Genomic DNA, 25,468 nt, shown 5'->3' with positions numbered 1-25,468 from the left:
ATCATGTCACTCCGCTACGCAGTCTGCCTTTCGCTCCTGATCTCAGCCGCGCTCGCGACGACGGCGCACGCAGCCACGGTCGGCCGCGAGCAGGACATCGTGGATCTCAAGCTGGGTCAGCGCGTGATGGTGGATGACGGAACCTGCCCAGCTGGACAGGTCAAGGAAGTGCGCGGTTCGAAGATGAGCGACAAGGGCGTCGTGCGAACCAGTTCCTGCGTGGCGCGGTACGGTCCGAAATCGAAGTAGCCCTACGACTTCGCCGGGTCGAACATGCACTGCAGGGTCGGCTTGGCGATCTTGGTGAAGGTCGCGCCGATTTCGCTTTGCTTGGCCGCCGGCACCCAATCGGTCTCGATCGTGGGAACACCGGTCTCGCTGATGCCGCGCAGCAGCGCCTCGCGCAGGTCGCGATCTTCGACGACAGCCGCGGCATGGTCGTGCAGGCAGCCGCAAACCTCTTCCGGATGCTCCCAGCGTCCGAGCATGCGCGGGGCACATTGCCGCACGAATTCGGTGCGCGGATCCGGCAACCGGTTCGGCGCGCGCACCTGCGCCTGGACGGAACTGACCATCAGAAGGGAGAGGACCGCTGCAGCGCAGAGACGAAGGTGCATGATGGCTTTTGCCGGTTTATTTTCTTGTTGCTGATCAGAAACGCGCGGCCAGAACGATCGGCTGCGGCGCCGTGGTCGTCACCGGCGAGCCGCTGTATTGGAAGGTGCCGATACCAGGCAGATTACCGTCCGGCGCACCGGCAAACGAGGAACCGGCGAGCACGAAGCCGAAAGCAAGGATGAAGCTGAGCGCGCGCATGTATCTGTCCCCGAATCGCGTGGCCGGCGGTGTGCCGTCGTCGTTGTGACGCTGATAACCATCCGCGGTTTCTTCCGTGATGCGCCCAAAGCTCAAAATGGTTTCGTTCCAGGTGAGAATTGTTTCATCGCCCGCGCACGGACGAAACAATTCTCGAAAAACATCAATCATTTCAGATGGAGCGCGCGACGGTTTGAACCTGCCTGGGAGCCGCCATCCACGTCGGTTGAAGTGACGTGGTCACATCCGCGACGTCAGCGCTTCACATGCATTTTACGGTTCTCTGCTGAAAGGAACCGAAACGAAGGCCGGTCCCGCCGATGAACCCGCAGTTTGCCGGGCGCGACCGAAGCCTTCGAAAACTGAAAGCCCGTCAACCGGGCGCATGTAAGGAATTGCCATCATGATGGCGCAAGATCGCGCAACGGCGCGCGACGCGGCCGAACGGACCGACCGCGCTGATCAACGCAACGCTTCGCCGGGAGCGATGGCCCTGCAATCGGGCCGCGGCTACGAGGCCGCGCCACAGGCGTTCGTACGGCTGAGCGGCTCGCACCTTGCGAAACCGCGCGCGAGCCGCGATCACATCATTGAGTGAACGCTAACGCGTCACTGAGTGAACAAGTCGCCACTGAGTGAACGCAAGTGCGTCACTGAGTGAAGAAGTCGCCGCACTTCTGGACGTTCGCGTCGGCCGGCCCCCACGGCATGATCGGCACCGTCGAGGTCGAGTTCTTCGGCGATCCCTCGATCAGCTTGTCCGAATAGACCATGTAGACTAGGACGTTGCGCTTGGCGTCGCAGCCACGGACGATCTGCATCTTCTTGAAGAAGAGCGAGCGTCGCTTGCGGAACATGTCGTCGCCCTGCTCCATCTTGTCCTTGAACTTGATCGGGCCGATCTGGCGGCAGGCGAGCGAGACGTCGGAAACCTCCTCGGCAAGACCGAGCCAGCCCTTGAAACCGCCCTTTTCCGGTACTGTGAAATGGCAGGCCACGCCCTCGACCTCGGGGTCGTCGAGGCCATAGGTCGCGAGCTTGTCATTCGGGCTCATCCATTTGAACACGGTGGAGCGGCGGAAGATCAGATCCGGCTCGTCGGCAGCTTGCGCGGACGCCGCCGGCACGGCCATAGCCAGAAGCAATAAAGCGAGGCCTTTCAAGCGGATGCCTGAAAGACCGAGGAAACGAGATGACATGAAGTTCTCCGGTAACAAGTCCCGGCAATGTAGGTATGGGGTGATCGTTCAGGAAGATGATGGCAGCCGGCCGCGGCCGTCGTTTACCGCTCTGTGAGGCTTTTTTGCTACGTCCAGAACAAAAGTAGCCAAGGGCAGAACTGCTGTGCTGGTGAACGCATATCCCCTCTGCGAGACTAATGTCTGATTTGGATTATGGATTCGAGGAATGACTAGCGTGAACGGGTCCCGTTTTGCTGCCGCGCCGGTGCGGCTGTGGCAGTTTGCCATTCTGACGGCCGCGGGGGCGATCGGTACGACCAGCCAGGCAGAAGCCGCGTTCTATTACACACCGGACTATTCGGGCACGTCCTACTACTCCCAGCCAGAGCGACATCCCGAGGGACCGCGACAGAAGCCGCAGAAGCGCGGCGCGGGAGCGGGCAAGAAGGAAACCCTCGCCGAGAAGGAGGCCGGCGCGAAGCCGCAGGGTCCGCTCGTGATCGTTGTCTCGATCGACCGGCAGAAGGTGACGATTTACGACTCCAAGGGCGTGTTTGCGGAGTCGCCGGTGTCGACCGGCATGAAGGGCCACTCGACGCCGATGGGCGTGTTCAGCGTCATCCAGAAGCACAAATTCCACCACTCGAACATCTATAGCGGCGCGCCGATGCCGTACATGCAGCGGATCACCTGGTCCGGCGTCGCCATGCATGCCGGCGTGCTGCCGGGCTATCCGGCCTCGCATGGCTGCATCCGCATGCCGATGGCGTTCGCGGTGAAGATGTGGAACTGGACCAAGATGGGCGCGCGCGTGATCGTCGCGCCCGGCCAGATGACGCCGCAGAACTTCTCGCATCCGATGCTCGCCTCTCTGCGCGTCCCGCCGCAGCCGGCCGCAAGCCTCGAGCCGGCAACGAGCGTCGGCGACAAGGCGGACAAGGGCGCGCCCGAGACCAAGGTCACGGACGCCAAGCCCGCCGAGACGAAGTCTCCTGAGACGAAGACCGCGAGCGCCGACAGCGTGCTCGAGCTGCGCTCCAGCGTCGGCCATACCGTGATGTCGGATGTGACCACGGGCAATGCACCGGTCCGCGAGGAAGCCGCCAAGACCGAGACAACGACCGACGCCAAGTCCACCGAGGCCTCCGAGCCGGCCAGGCAGCCCGACGCGGCGAGCACCGACGCGAAGCCTGCAGAGGCTGCAGAAGCTCCCAAGACGACATCGGACGAGAAGCCGGCTGACGCCGTCGAGGCTGCGAAGTCCGACGCGCCGAAGGCGGAAACTGCGCCTGCCGAAACGGTAAAGTCCGAACCGACCAAATCCGAACCGACCAAGCCCGAGCCGGTCAAGGCTGACGCTGCAGCGACCGAGAAGAAGCCCGACGCGGCGGTGACCGCAACGGCGCCGGCGCAAGCCGCCTCGCCGGACGCAAAGAAAGATCAGACCCGCGTCGCCGATCCCGCGCCGTCCGTGAAGCCGGACCTGCCGAAGCGGACCGGCCAGATCGCGGTGTTCATCAGCCGCAAGGATTCCAAGCTCTACGTGCGGCAGAACTTTGCGCCGCTGTTCGACGTGCCCGTGACGATTGCGGCAAGCGACCGCCCGCTCGGCACGCATGTCTTCACCGCCGAGGTCGACAAGACCGATTCCAACGCGCTGCATTGGTCGGTGGTGTCCCTGCCCGTCGCCGTCCGCGCCGCTTCGCGCGAGGACGACGGACACGTTACGCGCCGCCAGCGTGGCGCCGCCGTGATCCCCGTCGCCGCAAAGCCGGTGATCACGCCGGACAGCCCGGCCGAGGCACTGGATCGCATCACGATCCCCGCCGACACCATGGCGAAGATCAACGAGATGCTCAGCACCGGCGGCTCGGTGATCGTCTCCGACCAGGGCATCAATCAGGGCGAGACCGGCGAAGGCACCGACTTCATCGTTCGCCTTTACTAGAGCGTTTTCAAGCGAAGTGGATGCCGGTTCGCGTAAAGAAAACGCGTCAAAATAAGAGCCCGACACCGCACCAGATAACGCGGTGTTGAGCAGGCCGGCCGTCTCGCCGGAGTAGACTGCGCGCCGGATCACATCCGGGGGACGCCGCCATGTTGAACCGCAGAGCCGTTCTCACCACAGCGCTTCTCGCAGCAGCCACATCGGCTACGCGCGTGCAGGCCGATGGCGGCTTGAGCCGCATTTCCGCTTACGCGTTCTCGTTCCCAGCTCTCTCCGGCGACGACATCCGGCTGGCCGCCTTTACCGGCAAGCCCGTGCTGGTCGTGAACACCGCATCGCTGTGCGGCTACACCCCGCAATATGCCGGGCTGCAGGAGCTCTGGAGCGAGTTTGGCAAGCGCGGGCTCACCGTGATCGGCGTGCCCTCCAACGATTTCGGCGGCCAGGAGCCCGGCGGCACCAGCGAGATCTCGGAGACCGCGCACCACCAATACGGCGTTACCTTCCCCATCACCGCCAAGGCCGTCGTGGTCGGGGCGAAGGCGCATCCGTTCTACAGATGGGCGGCCGAGGCACGGCCGAAGGAGGTCCCGAAGTGGAACTTCCACAAGTACCTGATCGGCCGCGACGGCTACATCGCCGAGGTGTTTCCGTCGGCTGTCGAGCCCGCCGACACGCGCATCAAGACGGCGATCGCCAGAACCCTGGCTGACAGCTGAGTCATCCCCGCTCAAACAGGCCTCTCGAACTGGTCTGGGCACAATTGGGGCGAAGCGCCAAACAGCCGTTGCCATGGCGACGGGGCACCATCTAGGCTAGGATGATCAGGGGCAGGATGGGTTTTGCCGGAGGCGAAAAGCCACGGCGGAACAACGGGATCAATCTCGAGGACAACACCATGCGTGTGGCGGCAGGACTGATTTTGGCAAGCGCGATGTCTGTTGCGCTGACAGGCGCGGCATGGTCGCAGACCCCGGCCGCGAAACCCGCAGCCGCGACTCAGGCCGCCCCCGCGGCAGCACCGGCAGCAGCTCCGGCACCTGCAGCAGCACCTGCCGCAGCGCCCGCGCCGCAGGCCGCCGCCTTCCCGCCGCCGCCGCAACAGGCGCCGCAGCCGGCGCGCGCGGCCTGCAACAATCCGAACGCGCTGGGCGTCGCCCGCACCGTGGAGATCGACACCACCGGCGGTCCCGGCTTCGGCTTCGAGCACTTCAAGGAGCTCGACTTCCTGCGCGACAAGGAGGTCGTCCTGACCTTCGACGACGGTCCCTGGCCGCACAACACGCCCGCCGTGCTGAAGGCGCTCGCCGAGCAGTGCACCACCGGCATCTTCTTCTCGATCGGCAAGCACGCCACCTACGAGCCGGAGATCCTGAAGCAGGTCTATGCGGCCGGCCACACCGTCGGCACCCACACCTGGTCGCACGCCAACCTCAACAACAAGAAGCTGACCGAGGCGCAGCGCAAGGAAGAGATCGAGAAGGGCATCAGTGCCGTGAAATGGGCGCTCGGCGGCATTTCGCCCGCGGCGTTCTTCCGCTTCCCGGCGCTGCAACACCCGCCGGAGATGGTCACCTATCTCGGCAACCGCAACGTCGCGATCTTCTCCTGCGACATCGACTCCTTCGACTTCAAGGCCTCCAAGCCGGAGAAGGTGATCGAGACCGTGATGAAGGGGCTCGAGAAGAAGGGCAAGGGCATCATCCTGATGCACGACTTCCAGAAGCACACGGCGGAAGCCCTGCCCGAGCTGCTGAACCGCCTCAAGGCCGGCGGCTACAAGGTGGTGGCAATGCGTGCCAAGGCGCCGGTCGCCTCGCTCCCCGAATACGACCAGGACCTGATGAAGGACGTCAAGCTGCCGACGGTGAGCACGCGCCCGGTCAATTCCGTGGTGACGACCGTTTCCGAATAGACGTCGCTTGTCTTTCCATTTCGAAGGCTACGTCATCGTCTCGGCGGACGGCATGCTTGCCGACGCCAGCGGGGTCATGCCCGACAGCCTGAAGTTCGCAGGCGACAAGCTGTTCTTCGAGCAGGCGCTCGATGGCGCGGCGCTGATCGTGCACGGCCGCAACTCGCATGAGGGGCAGCCGAACTCGCCCCAGCGCAAGCGGCTGATCACCACCCGCAAGATCAAGGCCCTCACCGTCGATCCGGAGATGCCGAACGCGACGCTGTGGAATCCGGATCATGCGAGCTTCGAGGACGCGATCGCGTTCGCCGATGTCGCCTCGGGACGGATCGCGGTCATCGGCGGCCCCGACGTGTTCGAGATGTTCATGGAGCGCTACGACACGTTCTGGCTGTCGGAAGCCCCGCATGTGCGGTTGCCCGGCGGCGAAGGCTGCTTCGTCGACGTCCCCAAGCGGACGCCGCATGAGGTGCTGTCGTCGCATGGGATGAAGCCGGGCACGCCTTATCTGCTCGACGCCGCCCATGATGTGACGGTCACGCCATGGCGGCCGGCGCGAAGCTCCGTCTAAAGCGCGCGAAACAACCCCATGCACAGTACCGGTATCCGGTATTTTGATACCTTCATGCAATGGACGGGCTAGCCCTGCATAACCCTCACGGCCGAACGGGCCTGGCCAGGCTGCGAGCCTCGAGCTCAGCGCGCACGTTGCGGAGGACGCTGGTCCAATCGCCGGGCTGACTTTGCCGGAATTGCCGCAGGCTCGGATACCAGGGGCTGTCGTCGCGGTCCAGCTGCCACCGCCAGCACCGATCGAAGCGATTGAGCAGCCAGACCGGGCGACCAAGCGCGCCGGCCAGATGCGCCACGCCCGTATCGACAGCGATGACCAGGTCCAGTGCCTCGATCAGCGCCGCGGTCTCGCCGAAGTCGTGGAGATCGTCCGTCCAGTCGTGCATGGACAGACCCGGCGGCGGCGACTGGCTGGCCCCTGGCCCCTTCTGCAGAGAGACGAAACTCACCCCCGGCAGATCCGCAAGCTCCGAAAATCGTTCGAGCGGAACGGAGCGTCGGCGGTCGCCGCTCATCGTCTGATTGCCGGCCCAGACCAGGCCGACCCGCAGGCCATCGAGCTGCCCGACCCGCTCGCGCCAGGCCGCCACGCGCTGCGGTTCGGCGCGGAGATAAGGTGCCTCGCGCGGGATGGTGTCGAGCGTGGTGCCGATGTTGGTGACTTTCTAAATCCGCACAAAAATGACGACAAGAATGGGCGGTAGGATGGTGAGGGAACTAAAAAGGCGGCCCGCAAAGGCCGCCGCCGAGTGTCGCAGTGGTGTGTGTTTCAGAAGGAGTATGGTTGCTCTTCGTCGTCGCGGTGATCGGCCGGCGCTTGTTGCTCCTGGATGAGTTCCTGGATCTTGAGGCAGTAGTGCGACCAGATGTTGTCGGATAGATCCTTGAGGAGCTCGTGGACAGCGAGCGCCTGCTCCGGGGTCCATTCGGGATTGATGAGGAAGCTGATCCCGAAGTTGAGGCCGGATGGTTGATGGTGGTTTCTGGTCATGCAACGTGCTCCTTCTCGTTGGTGCTGGCGGGCCGGCTTCGATGCTGTGTGCTCTGGGCCTCGGCGCGTTCCAGAGCTTCCTTGAGGCGGTAGGATTCGCCGTCGATGGAGATCACCTCGGATCGGTGCACGAGGCGGTCGACCAGGCTGACGACACATGCGGCATTTGGGAAGACCTCCGTCCATGCGGCGAAGGGCTTGTTGGTGGTCACGATTGTGGAGCGGGCCTGATAGCGCCGGCTGACGAGTTCGAACAGCAGGTCTGCGTGACGGTTCGAGTAGGATAGATATCCCACCTCGTCGATCGCCAGAACGTCGGCGGCGGCGTAGTGATGGAGCCTTCGGCGCAAAGCGGTATCGCTGTCGAGGGCGGCAAGCTCGCCGAGCATTTCGCTGGCCGATCGGAACAAGACCGAGTGACCGGCGATGAGCGCCTGGTAGGCGATATTCTGCGCGAGGGTCGACTTTCCGACGCCGTTTGGTCCGACGAAGACGATGTTGGTTGCGTCGTTCATGAAGGACAGCGACATCAATTGCTCCACTGCGGCGCGGTCGAGGCGCCTGGACCAGAGCCAGTCGTAATCGGCCATCGGTTTGAAGTGACCGATCCTGGCGTCGCGCAGGCGTCGCTGCAGCGAGCGCCGGGCACGTTCCTCCTCCTCCCATTGCAGCATGGGGGCCAGCCATGGGGCGCCGGCGATTTCGTCCCAGTGTTCGACCAGGCCGTTGAGGCGCAGCGCCTTGGCGCGGTTCAGCAGGGCATCATCAGTGCTCATCGTCGTTATCTCCAGAAGGGGTCAGTTGGTCGTAGCTGTCGAGGCGGTGCGGCCGGACCGTTGTATCCTTGCGCCGCACATGTTCGGGCAGGCTGGTTTCGACGGGCGGCGGTTCACCACGCTCAAGGCGCCGACGTTCGAGTGCGGCGCGGACCGTCGCCGCATGGACGGAGCCCGCACGCAAAGCGTCCTCGACCGCAGCCTGCAATTCCGTTGCGCCGTAGCGATCGAGCAGCCGCAGCAGCGCGGTCGTGAGCGCACCGATGTTGGCGCCACGTTCGGCGGCCCTGATCATCAGGGTCTGACAGACCGGCACGGCTCGGGTGAGGCTGTTGAGGCCGCGATGCTGGCGCGCCTCACGCTTGATCTCGACGAGATCCTTCAGGTGTCGTCGGTCTTCGATCTCTTGGCCACGATCATAGCTGCGACGGTGACTGGCGATCATTTGCGCGCCGTCGAAGATCCGGACCTGGCTGAGATCGGCCCGCACGCTCAGCATGCGCCGAACATGGGTATGGGGAACCGTGTAGTCGTTCAGGTCGAACCGCACATAGGGCGTTTTGCCGACCTTCACGGCGACCTGCTCCTCAACGGGATACGGGTTGGCGGGCAGCGGCAGAAGCAGTGGTTGCTCCTTTGCGAACGCCTGGCGTACTGTCATCTCGCGATCCTCCGGACATGGTCGGTCCGCCGCTTCGGATCGGCACCATTGTTCGGCCTGGGCATTCAGGTCGTCGAGATCGGTGAACTTGCGGGCGATGAAGAATGCCTCCCGGATATGCCGTATAGCGCGCTCGACACGGCCTTTTTCGTTGCCCCGGGCAACCGCGACAGGACGCGGCTCGAACCGATAATGGCCGGCGAAGGCAAGCAGCGTGGGATGGAATCGGATCGCATCACCCTGGCGCTCGAGCACCGCGCTCTTAAGATTGTCGTAGAGCAGGACCCGGGGCAGCCCACACCATGTGTTGAACGCGCCGATGTGGCCGCGCAGGAAGTTTTCCATGCGCGCATCGAGGAAGAAGCGCAGGTAGATGTCGCGCGAGTACGACAGCACCATGACGAACGCCATCAGCGGACGGCGGGCGCGACCGATCTCGATGTGACCGAAGTGCCCCCAATCCACCTGCCCTTGTTCAGACGGCAACGTGCGCAGCCGCAGGAACGCCTCGGCTGGCTTGCGTGGACGGTGCAAAGCGATCAGGTGCCGGAAGTAGCTGGGCGACCCGCGGTAGCCGCGCTCACGCATCATCGCATACAGGCGGCTGGCCGTGAGTGCGGGGAACTGCTCCAGCGTCTTCAGGACGATCGGCAGATAGGGCTCGATCTTCGTGGGCCGCAATATCGGCCTATTCCTGGGCAGTCCGGCCTGGGTCAGGACGCGATGCACGGTCGTGTGATGAACCCGCAACTGCTTCGCAATGGTGCCGCAGCGCCATTTCTCGACGTGATACAGACGCAGGATCTGCGCTTCCAATTCAGGGATAACGGTCATCGGTCGGGTCTCGGCCTCCATAGGCGGGGTGCGCATGACGAGGCCCCCGGCGACGCACGAAGCCGGTACGAACGAACATCGACAACCGACAGCCGCAGAGCCGACAGCTCGGCATGGGCATGATCGATGTCGTCGCTCGCTCGCCGACGTCAGTAGGTGCAACGACGACATCGTCCGCAGGCCGGCGCAGTAGTGAACCGACAGGGCATGCGGGTGGAGAGTGATGCGTCACGTTATTGTGCCGCGCCCGGTATCGTCGGGCCCGGGTCGCATGCGCCAGGCGTCCGCGGCGGCTGCGCTGATAACGCTGTCCCGCCTCGCGCAGGCTCTCGCGGCGGGCAGCACGGGCGCAGTCATGGCCGCAATAGCGTTGTCCCCGGTCGCAGTTGCGGCAGATCGTGACCTGCGAACGGCAGCGGCCGCACAGAAAGAAGCGGCCCGTGAGCATCCGCGGCGGTCCTTTCGGAGCGCCGCCGGAGGTTGCTGGAAAAGGTCGACGGAACGCGCGGACAGTGCGATAGTGCAGGCCGCGCACCGTCCGAGGGGCGTGACATCGAGCCCCACTTGCCAGTTGAGATCGGTGTTACGCCGGTTTTGTTTCTGCGGCGCTGATTACCCGCAGATCTACCATAAGGCAGGCGCAAAGCGGGGTACGTCGAAAGGAGCCTCAGGGCGCCCGGAGACGTGCCCCGCGTCTTTTATTCCTCAACTCAGACGCTGGTCGTCGCCGCAAAGGCGTCCGCCCGCTTCGGCGCGATTGGTGAGCGCGCGTGCGGACGCCTTCGCTCTACCGCCGTCGTACCTCGTCGTCATTCTTGCGCGGATTTAGAAAGTCACCAACATGCCGAGGACCCGCGGCAGGCTCAGCAGCGGACAATGCAGATCGAATGGCGGCAGCGGATCGCCATTCGCGACGACGCGCTCGATTCCGGGCAACCCGGTCAGGAGCGGCATCAGCGGCCGCTGAACCTCGAGAACGACCCGCCGCCCCGCCGCAATGGCCGGCACGAAGCGACAGAACTGGAGCGTGTCGCCCAGGCCCTGCTCCGCATGCAGCAACAGGACCCGATCACCGATATCGCCTCCATCCCAGAGCGGCTGGCTGAAACCGCGCAGATGCGGCTTCTTCGTCTCCTGCTTCCATCGCCACTCATATTCCCGCCAGCCTTCGTCGAACTGGCCGGCCAGCAACAGCGTGATCCCGAGGTTGAAATGCGCGTCGGCATAATCCGGCCTTTGCGCCACCGCCGCACGCAAACTCTGAATGGCTTCATCGGTCCGCCCGAGATCGTAAAGGAGCGTGCCGAGATTGTTGAGCGCCTCCGGCCAACTCGGATTGCGATCGAGCGCGGTCCGATAGCAAGGCTCCGCTTCGTGGAAGCGACCGGCCTCACGAAGCGCGTTGCCCAGGGTCAATTGCGCTGGAACATAGTCCGGCTTCAGACGCAAAGCTTCCCTGCAGGATGCTTCCGCCTCTTCCAGCCGCCCCCGCAGACGCAGCAAGTCACCGAGATTGTTCAAGGCCTCGGCGAAATTCGGCCGGAGTTTGCAAGCTTCGCGAAGATTGAGCTCGGCCTCGTCGAGGCGCCTCAATTTGAGGAGAAGACCTCCAAGATTGTTATGGGCCTCCGCGAATGCCGGCTTGAGGCGCAGCGCCTCGCGATAGCAACGCTCGCATTCCTCGAAGGCGGCAAGATCGAACAGCACAGCCCCGAGATTGCAATGCGCCTCCGCAAAATCCGGCCTTTGCCGCAGCACCTGCCGAAATTCGCTGATCGCATCATCGAATTGCTTCCGTCTCACCAGCAGATTGGCGAGATGGAAACGGGCATCGACCTGAGTACGAACCGCCGCGAGGTCGAGGCCAACGGGATGTCGCAACACGAGCCGGTACTGCGCCTCCTCGTTTGCGAGATCCCCGCATTCACCCAGCAGGAGGCCAAGCTGAATGTGCGTGTCCAGATTGCCGGGCTGATGCAGCAGCGCTTCCCGGTAGCTCGCGACGGCCTCGCCCTTGCGTCCGAGCGCGCGCAGAGCGACAGCCATGTTGCTGTGATAGGCGCTGTTGCGGGGCTGCAGCTTGACGGCACGACTGAAGAGATCGAGCGCCCTGTCGGGGTGACCTGTCTGGAGCGAAGCAACGCCGAGGAGGAAAATTACGTCCGCGTGATCCGGCGCGGATGCCAGGATCTGCCGGTAGATCGCCTCTGCCTGCGGCAAGCGGCCTGCGCGATGATGCGCCAGTCCGGCCTCGAGCGATACCGAATCTGATGACTGCTGAGCAAACATGACGATCGGCCCCACCCTGCCGATCATTCTGCAGCAACGTCCTTGTGCGGGGCTGGACACACCCGCCGGCGTCCGCGCGTTAGCTCCCGTGGGCGCCTTGCGCGATCGCTTTGGATCGCGCCTACAACCTAGGGCGTCGGCAAGTGATAGACCAGCGAACCGCGCAGCGTGTGGATCGTGCCGCCGGCGCTGATGTTGGTGAAGAGGGTGTCCGTGAGATCATCGCGCGTCTCGACATGCGTCATGCGATATTCGGCGCGGGCCGAGATCCTGTCACTGAAGAAGCGCTCGAAGCCGCCGCCAAAGGTGGCGCCATGATATTCGCGCTCCGGACTGGTGCTCTGGAATCCAAAGAAGCTGTACGTGATCGACCGCGCGGTCGAGCCGGTATAGCCGCCGAGCACATAGACCATCGTTTCCGGCGAGACGAGATAGCCAACGCGGCCGCCGACGGTCCAGGCCCACTTCACCGACGCCAGATCCGACGTGACTGTCCCCCCCGCGCCTGCCCCCGTCGCCGTCACGCTGGCCCCGCCATTCGTCGCCACATCGATCAGGCCGAAGGCGCCGACCACCCATTTCGGCGCGATCTGACGATCGTAGCCGATGGTGAAGGTGCCGCCGACATCGGCACCACCAAGGCCCGCCGCGTTGAAATCCAGAGCGCCGGGGACCGAAGCCGCCACATGGGGTGTGACGGCATCGCCGCCGATGCCCGCGCCGACATAGACGCCGGTCCACGCCGGATTGATCGCCGGCGCGGCCGCTGCGGTCGTCGCAGGACCGCCAAATTGGCCAAAGCGGTAGGCCGCACCGATCCGGATCACATGCTCCGCCAGATCGTTGGTCCAGATCGGGCCGAGCGGATCAACGGTCGTGTTGTGGCCAAGATCGACATAGCGATACTCACCGCGCAGCGACCAATTGTTGGCAAGGCGATATTCCACGCCGGCACCCACCGTGTAGCCGTGCGAGGTCTGGGCGGATTCCTGCGCTGTAAACGAGGGACCGCCGACGATCGTGTAAGTTCCGCTCCAGTTGTTGATGCGCATCTGGCTGTAGCCGGCGAGGCCGTAGAGCAGGATATCCGGCGTCGCCAGAAATCCGGCACGGCCGCCGATGGTCCAGCCCTGGTCGAGCGACGGCGTGGTTGCCGTGGCGATCTGCCCGAAGGCATTCCCGCCCACGCTCAAAGTCGTCCGCTGCCGCGACCAGTCGTAATCAACGAAGCCGCCGACCACGAAGCGCGGTGCAACCTGGAAGTCAAACCCGGCGAATGCCGACAATCCGAGATCGGCGCCCTGCAGGCCATCGAAGCTGAACAGCGAAGGCCCGCCGCCAACGGGCGCGAGGTTCGACCGCCCCGACGCGAAGTCGAAGCCAAGGCCTGCACCGACATAGAACTGGGTCCAGTTCGCCACGGGCGCCATCTGCGGCGGCGCCTTCACGGGCAAGTCGGCAGCGTTCGCCGCCGTTACGACAAGGGCTGCTCCCAGAACAACAACCGCACGCGCCAACCGTCGCTTCGAATGAACCAAGTCCCGCCCCCAACACCCCGTGCCGGTTGCGCCCATACAACCGATCGACGGCTAGTATTCGGTTCCGGCAGAGTCAGACAAGGCGAGAAAGATGCACACTCCACAGCGGCCGCGATTTTGTAGAACCGCTGTGTTCTCAAAGCCATAACGCGTGAATGACGGTTCACGTCGCGCGCTTATGCGGGCGGAGATTTCTACCCGGCTACACGTCGCCGTAGGCCGTCTCGACCGAGCGCGTGGCGCGGCCATAGCCCATGATCATGAAGAGCGCGCCGATGATCGAGAGATTCTTCAGCGCGTCGACCAGCATCTTGGCGTTGTCCGGCGCCGCCTGATTCCAGAAATCGTAGAACAGGACGGTCGACACCACCATGTAGATGATCATCAGCATCGCGAAGAAGCGTGCGCCGAAGTTCAGCGCGATCATCAGGCCTGCGATGATCTCGAGCCCGCCGAGCGCGATTGCCAGGAGCTGCGGGGTGGTCATCGCGGTCGCGGTCTCGACCTGCTTGGCATAGGGCGCGATCACGTCAGGCACCACCACCTTGGTGGCGATGAAATCGGCAGTGGCCTGGATGGCAAAGAGCTTGGTCGCGCCCGTGTAGATGAACAGCACGGCGAACAGGATTCGCCCGAAAGTCACGAACGCTGGCATGGTCGGCCTCTTGGCTCAGGCTTTTTGAAATCGGAACTTGGACGCAAGGACCGCGCGATTATGGAGAGTCGTGGGCCGGTTTACAAACGGGGAAATGGAAAACTGCGAGCAATTCAAATCTGGCCGCACGACCGGTGCCCCTTCTCCCCTTGCGGGAGAAGGTGGCGCGAAGCGCCGGATGAGGGGTATCCATCCCCGAGTTCAATCGTGAGAGATGACACGCGGATAGATACCCCTCACCCGTCTCGCCGCTGCGCGGCGAGCCACCCTCTCCCGCAAGGGGAGAGGGAAAGATCGCGCCCCTTACGTGAACAACGTCGGCTGCTGCCGGGCCGCGCGCTCCTGCGCTTCGACCACGGCGACCGCCGTCATGTTGAGGATGCCGCGCGCAGTCACCGAGGGCGTGAGGATGTGGGCGGGCCGCGCCGGGCCGATCAGGATCGGGCCGACGGGCAGCGCATCCGCCAGCGACTTGATCATCTGATAGGCCACGTTGGCCGTGTCCAGCGTCGGCATGATCAGGATGTTGGCCTCGCCCTCCAGCTTGGAGTGCGGCAGCACCATTTTTCGCGCTGCAGCCGACAGCGCGGTATCGCCCTGCATCTCGCCGTCGGCCTCGATCTCCGGATGCTTTTCCTTCAGCAACTGGGTGGCGCGGCGCATCTTGCGCGAGGAGTCGGTGTCGTAGCTGCCGAAATCGGAGTGCGAGACGAACGCGATCTTCGGCTTGATGTTGAAGCGCTGGACGTGGACGGCGGCGAGCGAGGCGATCTCGGCGAGCTCTTCGGCGCTCGGATTGGGCCGCACCTGGGTGTCGGCGATGAAGAAGGCACCCTTGCTGGTGATCAGCAGCGCCAGCGCGGCATAGTCGCTGACCCCCGGCACGAAACCGATGATTTCGCGGACATGCCGCAGATGGCTCATGTAGCGGCCCTCGACGCCGCAGAGCATGGCATCCGCCTCCCCGCGCGTCACCGCCAACGCCGCGATCACGGTGTTGTTGGTGCGCACCACCGTGCGCGCGGCATCCGGCGTCACGCCGCGGCGGCCGGCGACCTCGACATAGGACTGCACGTAGGAGCGGTAGCGCGGATCGTCCTCGGGATTGACGAGGTCAAAATCCTTGCCGGCGCGGATCTGGAGGCCGAAACGCTTGATGCGGGCTTCCACCACCGAGGGACGGCCGACCAGGATCGGCCGCGCCAGCTTCTCTTCCAGCACCACCTGGGTGGCACGCAGCACGCGCTCGTCCTCGCCTTCGGCGTAGATCAAGCGCACCGGCTGGGTCTTGGCCTTGGCGAACATCGGCTTCATAACGAGGCCGGAGCGGAAGGCGAAGCGCTCGAGCAGTGCGGTGTATTCGTCGAAATTGGTGATCGGCCGCGTCGCGACGCCCGATTCCATCGCGGCCTTGGCCACGGCCGGCGCGATACGCAGGATCAACCTGGGATCAAACGGGCTCGGGATCAGCGAGCCCGGACCGAAGCCCTGCGTCTCGCCGGTGTCAAAGCCCTGCGCCACCGCATCCGACGGCGCCTCACGCGCGAGCTGCGCGATGGCCTCCACGGCGGCGTGCTTCATCTCCTCGTTGATGGCGCTGGCACCGACATCGAGCGCGCCGCGGAAGATGAAGGGGAAGCAGAGGACGTTGTTGACCTGGTTCGGATAGTCGGAGCGGCCGGTGCAGATCATCGCGTCGGGGCGCACCTTGCGCGCCTCCTCCGGCATGATCTCCGGCGTCGGGTTGGCGAGCGCCATGATCAGGGGCTTCTCGCCCATCGCCTTGGCCATCTCTGGCTTGAGTACGCCCGGAGCCGATAGCCCGATGAAGATGTCGGCGCCGCCGATGACGTCGCCCAGCGTGCGCTTGTCGGTCTTCTGCGCATAGACCGCCTTCCACCGGTCCATCGTGGTGTTGCGGCCCTCGTGTACGAGGCCATCGATATCGCAGACCCAGATGTTCTTGCGCTGCGCGCCCATCGAGACCAGCAGGTTGAGCGTGGCGATGGCCGCCGCCCCCGCCCCCGACGCCACGATCTTGACCTCCGAGAGCTTCTTGCCGTTCAGACGCAAGCCATTGGTGATGGCGGCGGCGACGATGATCGCGGTGCCGTGCTGGTCGTCATGGAAGACCGGGATCTTCATGCGCTCCTTCAGCTGCGCCTCGATCTCGAAACATTCCGGCCCGCGGATGTCTTCCAGATTGATGCCGCCGAAGGTCGGCTCGAGCGCCGCCACGGTCTCGACCACGCGCTCGATGGTGTCGGCCGCGATCTCGATGTCGAACACGTCGATGCCGGCGAATTTCTTGAACAGGACGGCCTTGCCTTCCATCACCGGCTTGGACGCCAGCGGGCCGATGTTGCCGAGGCCGAGCACGGCGGTGCCGTTGGAGACCACGGCGACCAGATTGGCGCGGGTCGTCAGGGTCGCGGCTTCCGCCGGGTTCTTGGCGATCTCGGTGCAGGCCGCCGCAACGCCCGGAGAATAGGCAAGCGCCAGGTCGCGCTGGTTGGCGAGCGGCTTGCTCGCCTGGATCTCGAGCTTTCCGGGGCGCGGCAGACGGTGATAGGCCAGCGCCGCCTGGTGGAGATCATCAGAATAGGACGACATGCGGTCTCTGCCTCGCGTTATCCGGGTCTCAATCGTTCATCAACCTCGGCCGGTTCGCCGCAGTGCACACGGTATTCCGGCTCGTGGAAACCGCGATGAAGCACGGCCGACGCCTCGGTGGCAACATCCGATTGCAATCCCATTAGCAGATCACACGCTCAAATATTTGACAGCGCTAGCTTTCCCTAGACCTCGCGACCTTTCCCGAATATGGCAGGTTGCGCAGCGCACAACGAGCAACTGGAGCTGGGAATGAAGCGGATCCTGATCGGCCTGATCACAGTCGCGGTGCTCGCCGCCGGCGGATGGTTCGGCTTCAACCTCTACGCAAAGCATCGCGTCACCGCCGAGATCGAGACGGCCTTCGAGCAGATCCGCAAGCAAGGCGGCAAGGCGAGCCACGGCAAGATTGAATTCGACCTGATGACGCGGACGCTGACCGTCGAGGACATTGCGGTCACGCCCGGCAATCAACCGCAAGCGCAGATCAAGATCGCCGGCATCAGGGGCACCGGCGTTCGCCAGATCGACGACACCAGATTTTCAGCCGACAGGATCGACATCAGCGGCTTCGAAGTGGCCCTGGACCAGATCGGCCCAGCCAAGGTGACGGCATCCTACAAGATCCCGCAACTGACGATCCGCGACTATGCCGGCCCCCTTCACACCCGGACGGCACCGGTGGACGGCTCCCTACTCGACCTCTACCGCTACGTGCTCGATCAATACGCGAGCGTCACGGCATCCACGCTCACGGCGCCGACGCTGACGATGAGCTTCGATTCCGGCAGCGGTCCCGGCGGCAGCGGCGAGATCACCTATTCCGGATTGGCGTTCCAGAACCTGAAGCACGGCAAGATCGATTCGATGAAGGCGGACCGCGCCGCCCTCGCGATCGACGTGAAGCAACCAGGCAAGCCGGACAAGCTGACCGGCGAGCTGTCGAACATTATCGTCAACGATTTCGATGCGACCGCGATCATCACCGCGCTCGATCCAAAGACCAGCAGTGACGAGACCTATCATCGCGTCTACCGGCAAATCTCGGCCGGTCCCTACCAGCTCAAGTCGGCCCAAGGGATGAGCGTCGACATCGACAGCTTCAACATCGAGGACGTCGCCGTGCAGCCGTCGAAATTCCGGCTGTCCGAGATGTTTGCCGCGCTACCGCAGGACCAATCAACGCCTCAGACGCCGGCGCAGGCACGCGAGCTGCTGGAGAAGCTCGCTGGATTCTACGAAGGTCTTCGCATCGGCAAGATCGATATTCGCAATCCGTCGATCGGCACACCGCAGGCGGCAACCAAGCTCTCGGCCATCCGCTATAGCCAGGATGAGTTCGCACTCGAGGGCCTCGATATGCCCGCCACGCAAGGGCGGCTCAAAACGGACCGTTTTGCGCTGAAATCTTTCAGTACGGTGAGCCTGATCCGCTGGGCGTTACAATTCTCAAATCCCGGGTCCAAACCCACCGCCGAACAGGCGGTCGGCTTGTTCAGGGTGCTCGAAGGCATCGAGATCAAGGGTATGCTGGCGCCCTATCCGCGTAGCAAGAAAGTGGCGACCATCGACACGCTAAGCATCAATTGGGGACAGCTGGTTGGCTCGATACCCAGCAAGGCGAACGTCGTTGCCAAGATGATTGCACCGACCGACTCAACCGAGCCGGCGCACATGCCGTTGATTGCCGCCGGCATCGACAAGCTCGCGATCGACCTCGATCTCGGCGCGGCGTGGACCGAGCCGTCCAGCAGCTTCGCCGTGACGCCGGCGACGCTCGACATCGGAGGGATCGCAAAGGCGCAACTACGCGTCGCGCTCGACAACGTGCCGCGCGGCGTGTTTTCGACCGATCCCGCCCAGCTGATGGGTCAGGCGGCCCGGATCGAGGCAGGCGCGCTCGAGCTCTCGCTGCGCGACAATGGCGGCGTCGATCTCGTCGTGACGCAGTTTGCGCGCATGCAGAACGTCAGCCGTGACGCCGCGCGTCAGGCGCTCGTCGAGAGCATCAAGGCCAACCGCGAGCAAGTTGTTTCCGCCAATCCGGACGCGGACGCAGCCGTGGACGCGATCGCCCGCTTCGTCGAGACGCCAGGCCAGACGCTGTCCATCAAGCTCACCCCGCGCGCCAAAGCGCCGCTGATGCAATTGATGCAACTTCTGCAGACCGACCCGCAGAGCGCGCTGGCGCAATTCAGGATCGAGGCGTCGACGGGATTGTAGAGTTAGCGGTCTCGTGTCCCGGACGCGCTGCGGCGTGAAACGCTGCTGCGCAGAGCCGGGACCCAGAGGCCGCTGGTTGCTGGAGCATGGGCCCCGGCTCAGCAGCGCACCACTGCGTGCTGCGCTGCGTCCGGGGCACGAGCCTCACTTCTGCGGCAGGTTCACCTTCACATGCAGCTCGCGGAGCTGTTTTGTCGTCGCTTCCGACGGCGCGCCCATCAGCAGGTCCGCGTATTGCTGGTTCATCGGAAACAGCGAGATCTCGCGCAGATTGTTGGTGCCACAGAGCAGCATCACGATACGCTCGAGACCTGCGGCCATTCCGCCATGCGGCGGCGCGCCGTACTGGAATGCACGGTACATGCCGCCGAAACGCTCGACGACCTCCTGCTCGCCATAACCCGCGATCTCGAACGCCTTCACCATCGCCTCGGGCACGTGATTGCGGATACCGCCGGACGCCATCTCGTAGCCGTTGCAGGCGATGTCGTACTGGAACGCCTTGATGGTCAGCGGATCCTGGCCCTTCAGCGCATCGAGGCCGCCCTGCGGCATCGAGAACGGGTTGTGCGAGAAGTCGACCTTCTTGTTTTCCTCGTCATACTCGTACATCGGGAAGTCGACGATCCATGCGAACGCGAACCGGTCCTTGTCGATCAGGTTTAATTCCTCACCGACCTTGGTGCGGGCCAACCCTGAGAACTTCCAGAATTTGTCGGGATCGCCGGCGACGAAGAAGGCGGCATCGCCTTCCTTGGTGCCGATCTGCGCGCGGATCGCGGCGGTGCGCTCGGGTCCGATGTTGTTGGCAAGCGGACCAGCGCCCTCGCCGCCCTCGCGCCACATGATGTAGCCGAGGCCCGGTTGGCCTTCGCCCTGTGCCCAAGAATTCATGCGATCGCAGAACGCGCGGCTGCCACCGCCCGGCGCGGGAATGGCCCAGACCTGGTTCTTGGGGTCTTCGAGCATGCGCGCGAACACTTTGAAACCGGACCCGCGGAAGTGCTCCGAGACGTCCTGCATCTCAATCGGATTGCGCAGGTCAGGCTTGTCGGTGCCGTATTTGCGCAGAGCCTCTGCGAACGGAATCCGCGGCCAGTTCCTGTTGACCGGCTTGCCGTTGGCGAATTCCTCGAACACGCCGGTGATGACCGGCTCCATCGCGGCGAACACGTCGTCCTGGGTGACGAAGCTCATCTCGACGTCGAGCTGATAGAACTCCGGCAGACGGTCGGCGCGTGGATCCTCATCGCGGAAGCATGGCGCGATCTGAAAATAGCGATCGAAGCCGGACATCATCAGCAGCTGCTTGTATTGCTGCGGCGCCTGCGGCAGCGCGTAGAACTTGCCGGGATGGATGCGCGAGGGCACCACGAAGTCGCGCGCGCCCTCGGGCGAGGAGGCCGTCAGGATTGGTGTCTGGAATTCGAAGAAGCCCTGCTCCTTCATCCGCTTGCGCAGGGAGTCGACCACCGCGCCGCGCGTCATGATGTTCTGGTGCAGCTTCTCGCGACGCAGGTCGAGGAAGCGGTACTTCAGGCGGATGTCTTCGGGATATTCCTGGTCGCCGAACACCGGAAGCGGCAGGTCGCCGGCAGGTCCCAGCACCTCGATCTCGCTGACATAGACCTCGACCTTGCCGGTCGGCAGGTCGTCATTGTCGGTGCCTTCGGGGCGGCGGCGGACCTTGCCGTCCATCTTGACCACGAATTCCGAGCGCAGCTTTTCGGCCTGCGCAAACGCCGGCGAGTCCGGGTCGACCACGCACTGGGTCAGGCCGTAATGGTCGCGCAAATCGATGAACAGCACGCCGCCATGGTCGCGCACGCGATGGACCCAGCCCGAGAGGCGAATGGTCTCGCCGATGTTGCTCTCGCGGAGCGCGCCGCATGTATGTGACCGGTAGCGATGCATGGTCGTCCCAAAATCAATGTCGGAGGATACGAATCGGACGGCCTGAAACGACCGGTCCGAGGTTGCGGCAGGGTTTACCCGACGAGGCCGGGGGCGGCAACCAAAGGAACGGGCTGTTTGGGGCTGGAGGCGGCCATTTTTGGCCAATCCAGGCCCGAGCCTTTGCCGATCAGCGTTCGAGGCCTATCTTGAGGCCATGACAGTCCATTTCCCCTTCCAGAACTCCTATTCGGCGCTGCCGGACAGCTTCTTTGCCCGCGTCGCGCCGACCCCCGTGGCTGCGCCCCGGCTGATCAAGCTGAACCGGCCCCTGGCGGTCCAGCTCGGGCTCGATCCCGATCTGCTGGAGACGCCCGAGGGCGCCGAAATCCTGGCCGGAAAGACGGTTCCCCCCGGGGCCGACCCCATCGCCATGGCCTATGCCGGCCACCAGTTCGGGCATTTCGTGCCCCAGCTCGGCGACGGGCGCGCGATCCTGCTCGGCGAGGTCATCGACAAGGACGGCATCCGCCGCGACATCCAGCTCAAGGGCTCGGGCCCCACCCCGTTCTCCCGCCGCGGCGATGGCCGCGCCGCACTCGGCCCGGTGCTGCGTGAATACATCGTCAGCGAGGCCATGTACGCGCTCGGCATTCCGACCACGCGTTCGCTGGCGGCCGTCATCACCGGCGAGCCCGTGATCCGCGAGACCGTGCTGCCCGGCGCCGTGCTGACGCGCGTGGCCTCGAGCCATATCCGGGTCGGCACCTTCCAGTTCTTCGCCGTCCGCCGCGACACCGATGCGATCCGCCGGCTCGCCGACCACGTCATCACCAGGCACTATCCGGACCTGCTTCACGCCGAGCGGCCCTATCACGCCCTGCTCGCCGGTGTCGTCGCGCGCCAGGCCGAGCTCATCGCGCGCTGGCTGCTGGTCGGCTTCATCCATGGCGTGATGAACACCGACAACTCCTCCATCTCCGGCGAGACCATCGACTACGGCCCGTGCGCGTTCATGGATGCCTACAATCCCGCGCAGGTGTTTTCGTCGATCGACGAGATGGGCCGCTACGCCTATGCCAACCAGCCGCGCATCGGCTTGTGGAATCTGACGCGGCTCGCCGAATGCCTGCTGCCGCTGTTCTCCGACGACCAGGAGAAGGCGGTCGCGGAAGCCCAGGACATTCTCGGCGCCTTCTCGAAGACGTTCAGCGCCGCCTATCAGGCTGGCCTGCGCAAGAAGGTCGGCCTGTTCACGGAGCGGGACGGCGACGAGGCGCTGATCCAGGATCTGCTCGACGCCATGGCCAAGAACCAGGCCGACTTCACGCTGACGTTCCGCAAGCTCGGCGACGCCGCCGGCGATGACGGCACCGACGTCCGCGCGCAGTTCATGGAGCCCGCAGCCTTCGACGAGTGGGCCGGCCGCTGGCGCGCCCGCATCGCGCTGGAGCCGCAGACCGCGGCCGAGCGGCAAGCCGCCATGCACGCTGCCAATCCAATCTTCATCCCGCGCAACCATCGCGTCGAGGCCGTGATCCAGGCCGCGGTGAATGACGACGATTACGCGCCGTTCGAGGAATTGGTGAAGGTGCTGGCGAAGCCGTATCAGGATCAGCCGGAATTTGCCGCCTACGCCGATCCGCCGCTACCGGACCAGCGGGTGCTGCAGACGTTCTGCGGGACGTGACGACGGGCGCCGGCGCGCCGCTACCTCTAATTGGCTCAACGGTGGATTGCGCTTTCAGCTGATCCACCGCGCGCGTGCTCATGCTGTGGACGCGTCCCGACCTCGGGAACCGCTGTCATCAAACTGAAACACACGCGCTCTAACGGCCTGTCAGGGCCGTCTTGCCGGAGGCGCCCATCCTCCAACGATCCTGACAAGCGCCATGCCCTTCAAGTTCATCCACATCACCGACACGCATCTCGCGAACCCCGGGCTGAAGCTCTATGGCCTCGATCCGCGCGCGCGGCTGGATGCGGCGATCGCCGACATCAACGCGCACCAGTCGGACGCCGCCTTCGCGGTCGTGACCGGCGACCTCACCCATTGGGGCGAGGCTGAATCCTACGCCAATTTCGCCGATGCGATGGCGGCGCTGAAAATGCCGTACATCGCCATGGTCGGCAATCACGACAAGCGTGTCACCTGCCTCGACACCCTGAAGGCCGCGCCGCGCGATCCCAACGGTTTCGTGCAGGGCACCCGCACCACCGAGCACGGGCTGTTCGTATTCCTGGATACGCTGGACGAGACCAGTCACGCCGGCGAGATGTGCGCCAGGCGCTTCGACTGGCTTTCGAAGACGCTGGCCGCCGCACCCGCCGATCAGCAGTTTGTCGTGTTCATGCACCATCCGCCCTTCCCGGTCGGCGTGCACGCGATGGACGAGATCGCGCTGAAGCAGAGCGCCGAATTCGCCGAGGTGATCGCGCCCTATCGCGCGCGCATCCGCCATCTCTTCTTCGGCCATGTGCACCGTCCGATCTTCGGCAGCTACGGCAAGATCCCGTTCTCGACGCTGCGCGGCACCAACCATCAGGTCTGGTTCGAGCTCGACGCCAACGTCACCGACCATCTGGCGAGCCACGAGCCGCCGGCCTACGGCGTCGTGCTGATTGACGACCAAAACCTCGTCGTGCACAGCCACGACTTCCTCGACACCAGTCTGCGCTTTCCCTTCGAGCCCCCTGCGGGAATGGACGGCCGCGACTATGCGCTCAATTTCCCGGCGCGGTGACATGAGCCTCGCTGAGCCCGCGGCTCTTCCGGTCGCGGCTGCGGCGCCGCCGCGCCTACATATCGCGACGCGGTTTTCGGCACGCCTCAAAGCCTCGCTGCCGGCCTATCTGCTGCTGCTGCCCTCGCTGATCTTCCTCGCGCTGTTCACCTACGGCGCGATGGGGCGCGTGCTGATCGATGCGCTCTATCAGCGCGCCACGCCGAAGGCGCCGCTGCGCTTCGTCGGCCTCGACAACATCGCCGCGGTGCTGGCGGACCCCGCCTTCACCGGCGCCGTCGTCAACAACCTCATCTACGCCGTCGGCACCGCGGTCCCGAGCATCGGGCTGGCGCTGCTGTTCGCACTGGCGCTGGCGCGCACCAACGCCGTCACCAGCGCGCTGCGGGCTGCGCTGTTCCTGCCGGTGCTGATCCCGATGGTCGCGGCCTCGGCGCTGTTTCTCTTCATCTTCCTGCCCAATGTCGGGCTGCTCGATTACTACATCGGCCGGCTGCTGCCGGTGCTGCCGAACTGGCTCGGCGATCCCGACATCGCGCTTTATGCGATCATGATCATCACGATCTGGAAGAATGCCGGCTACTACATGCTGTTCTTCCTCGCCGGCCTCCAAGCCGTGCCCGAAGACGTCATGGAAGCCGCGTATCTCGACGGCGCAGGTCCGTATCATAGGCTGCGCCACATCATCCTGCCGGAGCTCAAGCCGACCTTCCTGTTCGTCACCGTGATCGCCACACTCAACGCGGTGACGCAGGTCGACCACGTCTTCGTCATGACCAAGGGCGGACCGTCGAACGCCACCAACCTCGTGCTGTTCTACATCTACCAGCAGGCCGTCGAGCACTACGACATCGGCATGGCTTCGGCGGCGACGCTGCTGACGCTCGCTGCCTTGATGGCCCTCACCGCGCTCTCGTTCCGCACCATGGCGCAACGTGAGGGCGGGCCATGAAACTCATCGATGCCCTCTACAAGGACGCGCCCCTCGCCACCCGCAACGAGATCACGCCAAAACTCGGATTCGCGCTGACGGTCCTGCTCGCGCTCGCCTGGCTGATCCCGTTCCTGTGGATGGGCGTGGCAACGCTGCGTCCGGCCTCCGACGGCATCAATCTGATGGCCGAACTGATGCCGAGCCTGAAGCCGACGCTCGACAACATCAGGGATGCCTGGGAGATCGGCGACTTCCCGCGCTACTTCCTCAACACCACGATCATCTGCACCGGCATTCTTCTCGTGCAGTTCGTCACCATCACGCTCGCGGGCTTCGCGTTCGCGCGGCTCGACTTCGCCGGCAAGACGGTGATCTTCTACCTGTTCCTGATGCAGCTGATGCTGGTGCCGGTGCTGCTGATCGTGCCGAATTTGCGGCTCGTCGCCCAGCTCGGTCTCTACGACACGCTCGCGGGCGTGATGATGCCGTTCTTCGCGTCGGCCTTCGGCACCTTCCTGATGCGCCAGGCGTTCGAGGCGATTCCGACCGAGCTGGAAGACGCAGCCCTGATCGACGGCGCCAGCCTGATCCAGCGCATCCGTCACATCTACATTCCGCTGTCGATTCCGAGCTTCTCGGCATTCGCGATCATCTCCGTCACCAGCCACTGGAACGACTTCCTGTGGCCGCTGATGGTGATCAATTCGCCGGACAAACGGCCGCTCACCGTTGGCCTCTCCGTCTTCACCGCGACCGCGGAAGGCACGCAGGCCTGGGGCACCATCGCCGCGGGCACACTGATGGTGATCGCGCCGCTGCTCATCACCTTCCTGATCTTCCAGAAGCGTTTCATCAGCTCTTTCGTCACCTCAGGCATCAAATAG

23 protein-coding genes are annotated in these 25,468 nt (G+C 64.4%); 11 read left to right on the top strand and 12 right to left on the bottom strand.

Annotated elements, in window-relative coordinates; genetic code table 11:
• Nucleotides 1–3 precede the first annotated feature (3 nt).
• On the top strand, nucleotides 4–249 hold the full coding sequence (locus tag NLM31_RS20295) for a DUF6719 family protein (RefSeq protein ID WP_254193395.1): 246 nt from the start codon (nucleotides 4–6) through the stop codon (nucleotides 247–249).
• Between the two features lie 2 nt (nucleotides 250–251).
• On the opposite strand, the gene NLM31_RS20290 is transcribed toward NLM31_RS20295, so the two are convergent.
• Together NLM31_RS20290 and NLM31_RS20285 are read right to left on the bottom strand one after the other, a co-directional pair.
• Nucleotides 252–617 (bottom strand): hypothetical protein, encoded by a 366-nt coding sequence (locus NLM31_RS20290; RefSeq protein WP_254193394.1) that lies wholly within the window; start codon nucleotides 615–617, stop codon nucleotides 252–254.
• A 34-nt stretch (nucleotides 618–651) separates the two neighbouring features.
• A complete protein-coding gene (locus NLM31_RS20285; RefSeq protein ID WP_254193393.1) occupies nucleotides 652–987 on the bottom strand; it encodes a hypothetical protein in 336 nt (111 codons plus the stop codon).
• Nucleotides 988–1,219: 232 nt separating this feature from the next.
• On the opposite strand from NLM31_RS20285, the gene NLM31_RS20280 reads away from it, so the two are divergent.
• Nucleotides 1,220–1,414, top strand: a complete 195-nt coding sequence (locus NLM31_RS20280) for a hypothetical protein (protein ID WP_254131052.1) — start codon at nucleotides 1,220–1,222, stop codon at nucleotides 1,412–1,414.
• A 52-nt stretch (nucleotides 1,415–1,466) separates the two neighbouring features.
• Here NLM31_RS20280 and NLM31_RS20275 read toward each other — a convergent pair whose 3' ends face one another.
• The gene (locus NLM31_RS20275) at nucleotides 1,467–2,015 is read right to left on the bottom strand and encodes a CreA family protein (protein WP_254131051.1); all 549 of its coding nucleotides are present in this window, start codon (nucleotides 2,013–2,015) and stop codon (nucleotides 1,467–1,469) included.
• 208 nt (nucleotides 2,016–2,223) lie between these two features.
• Here NLM31_RS20275 and NLM31_RS20270 point away from each other — a divergent pair, with 208 nt between their 5' ends.
• From NLM31_RS20270 to NLM31_RS20255, 4 genes are all read left to right on the top strand, one after another.
• On the top strand, nucleotides 2,224–3,945 hold the full coding sequence (locus NLM31_RS20270) for a L,D-transpeptidase (protein ID WP_254193392.1): 1,722 nt from the start codon (nucleotides 2,224–2,226) through the stop codon (nucleotides 3,943–3,945).
• 149 nt (nucleotides 3,946–4,094) lie between these two features.
• Nucleotides 4,095–4,664 carry a glutathione peroxidase gene (locus NLM31_RS20265; RefSeq protein ID WP_254193391.1) on the top strand — a complete coding sequence of 190 codons (570 nt, stop codon included), beginning with the start codon at nucleotides 4,095–4,097 and terminating at the stop codon, nucleotides 4,662–4,664.
• Between the two features lie 179 nt (nucleotides 4,665–4,843).
• Nucleotides 4,844–5,860, top strand: a complete 1,017-nt coding sequence (locus NLM31_RS20260; RefSeq protein ID WP_254193390.1) for a polysaccharide deacetylase family protein — start codon at nucleotides 4,844–4,846, stop codon at nucleotides 5,858–5,860.
• A 7-nt stretch (nucleotides 5,861–5,867) separates the two neighbouring features.
• Nucleotides 5,868–6,431, top strand: coding sequence for a dihydrofolate reductase (locus NLM31_RS20255; protein WP_254131047.1), 564 nt, complete (start codon nucleotides 5,868–5,870; stop codon nucleotides 6,429–6,431).
• An 85-nt stretch (nucleotides 6,432–6,516) separates the two neighbouring features.
• Here NLM31_RS20255 and NLM31_RS43240 read toward each other — a convergent pair whose 3' ends face one another.
• The 8 genes from NLM31_RS43240 to NLM31_RS20215 all read right to left on the bottom strand — a co-directional run bounded on the left by NLM31_RS43240 (nucleotide 6,517) and on the right by NLM31_RS20215 (nucleotide 16,790).
• Nucleotides 6,517–7,023 (bottom strand): glycosyltransferase family 9 protein, encoded by a 507-nt coding sequence (locus NLM31_RS43240; protein ID WP_254193389.1) that lies wholly within the window; start codon nucleotides 7,021–7,023, stop codon nucleotides 6,517–6,519.
• A gap of 179 nt (nucleotides 7,024–7,202) precedes the next feature.
• The gene (locus NLM31_RS20245) at nucleotides 7,203–7,424 is read right to left on the bottom strand and encodes a hypothetical protein (protein ID WP_254191782.1); all 222 of its coding nucleotides are present in this window, start codon (nucleotides 7,422–7,424) and stop codon (nucleotides 7,203–7,205) included.
• Complete coding sequence (gene istB / locus NLM31_RS20240) at nucleotides 7,421–8,200, bottom strand: IS21-like element helper ATPase IstB (protein WP_254191783.1); 780 nt, start codon at nucleotides 8,198–8,200, stop codon at nucleotides 7,421–7,423. Before istB ends, NLM31_RS20245 begins: the two co-directional genes overlap by 4 nt.
• On the bottom strand, nucleotides 8,190–9,695 hold the full coding sequence (istA, locus tag NLM31_RS20235) for an IS21 family transposase (RefSeq protein WP_254191935.1): 1,506 nt from the start codon (nucleotides 9,693–9,695) through the stop codon (nucleotides 8,190–8,192). Before istA ends, istB begins: the two co-directional genes overlap by 11 nt.
• Before the next feature lie 825 nt (nucleotides 9,696–10,520).
• Entirely contained in the window at nucleotides 10,521–11,984 is a 1,464-nt protein-coding gene (locus NLM31_RS43440; protein WP_375167494.1) for a tetratricopeptide repeat protein, read from the bottom strand.
• Between the two features lie 128 nt (nucleotides 11,985–12,112).
• On the bottom strand, nucleotides 12,113–13,558 hold the full coding sequence (locus NLM31_RS20225) for an outer membrane protein (RefSeq protein WP_256561501.1): 1,446 nt from the start codon (nucleotides 13,556–13,558) through the stop codon (nucleotides 12,113–12,115).
• 166 nt (nucleotides 13,559–13,724) lie between these two features.
• Complete coding sequence (locus NLM31_RS20220) at nucleotides 13,725–14,177, bottom strand: DoxX family protein (RefSeq protein WP_254131043.1); 453 nt, start codon at nucleotides 14,175–14,177, stop codon at nucleotides 13,725–13,727.
• A 303-nt stretch (nucleotides 14,178–14,480) separates the two neighbouring features.
• Nucleotides 14,481–16,790: an NADP-dependent malic enzyme gene (locus NLM31_RS20215; RefSeq protein ID WP_254131042.1), complete on the bottom strand. Its 2,310-nt coding sequence runs from the start codon at nucleotides 16,788–16,790 to the stop codon at nucleotides 14,481–14,483.
• A gap of 252 nt (nucleotides 16,791–17,042) precedes the next feature.
• Between NLM31_RS20215 and NLM31_RS20210 the strand changes: the two genes are divergently transcribed.
• On the top strand, nucleotides 17,043–19,013 hold the full coding sequence (locus tag NLM31_RS20210) for a hypothetical protein (RefSeq protein ID WP_254193386.1): 1,971 nt from the start codon (nucleotides 17,043–17,045) through the stop codon (nucleotides 19,011–19,013).
• Between the two features lie 144 nt (nucleotides 19,014–19,157).
• Here the strand turns inward: NLM31_RS20210 and aspS are convergent, their stop codons facing one another.
• The gene (gene aspS / locus NLM31_RS20205) at nucleotides 19,158–20,927 is read right to left on the bottom strand and encodes an aspartate--tRNA ligase (RefSeq protein ID WP_254193385.1); all 1,770 of its coding nucleotides are present in this window, start codon (nucleotides 20,925–20,927) and stop codon (nucleotides 19,158–19,160) included.
• A 196-nt stretch (nucleotides 20,928–21,123) separates the two neighbouring features.
• On the opposite strand from aspS, the gene NLM31_RS20200 reads away from it, so the two are divergent.
• The 4 genes from NLM31_RS20200 to NLM31_RS20185 all read left to right on the top strand — a co-directional run bounded on the left by NLM31_RS20200 (nucleotide 21,124) and on the right by NLM31_RS20185 (nucleotide 25,468).
• Nucleotides 21,124–22,596 carry a YdiU family protein gene (locus NLM31_RS20200; protein ID WP_254193384.1) on the top strand — a complete coding sequence of 491 codons (1,473 nt, stop codon included), beginning with the start codon at nucleotides 21,124–21,126 and terminating at the stop codon, nucleotides 22,594–22,596.
• Between the two features lie 202 nt (nucleotides 22,597–22,798).
• Complete coding sequence (locus NLM31_RS20195) at nucleotides 22,799–23,650, top strand: phosphodiesterase (RefSeq protein ID WP_254193383.1); 852 nt, start codon at nucleotides 22,799–22,801, stop codon at nucleotides 23,648–23,650.
• Between the two features lies 1 nt (nucleotide 23,651).
• Nucleotides 23,652–24,602, top strand: coding sequence for a carbohydrate ABC transporter permease (locus NLM31_RS20190; protein WP_254131037.1), 951 nt, complete (start codon nucleotides 23,652–23,654; stop codon nucleotides 24,600–24,602).
• Nucleotides 24,599–25,468, top strand: a complete 870-nt coding sequence (locus tag NLM31_RS20185; RefSeq protein WP_254193382.1) for a carbohydrate ABC transporter permease — start codon at nucleotides 24,599–24,601, stop codon at nucleotides 25,466–25,468. Before NLM31_RS20190 ends, NLM31_RS20185 begins: the two co-directional genes overlap by 4 nt.

This window comes from Bradyrhizobium sp. CCGUVB4N, assembly GCF_024199945.1.
Taxonomy (GTDB): domain Bacteria; phylum Pseudomonadota; class Alphaproteobacteria; order Rhizobiales; family Xanthobacteraceae; genus Bradyrhizobium.
This window is presented reverse-complemented; position numbering and strand designations above follow the sequence as displayed.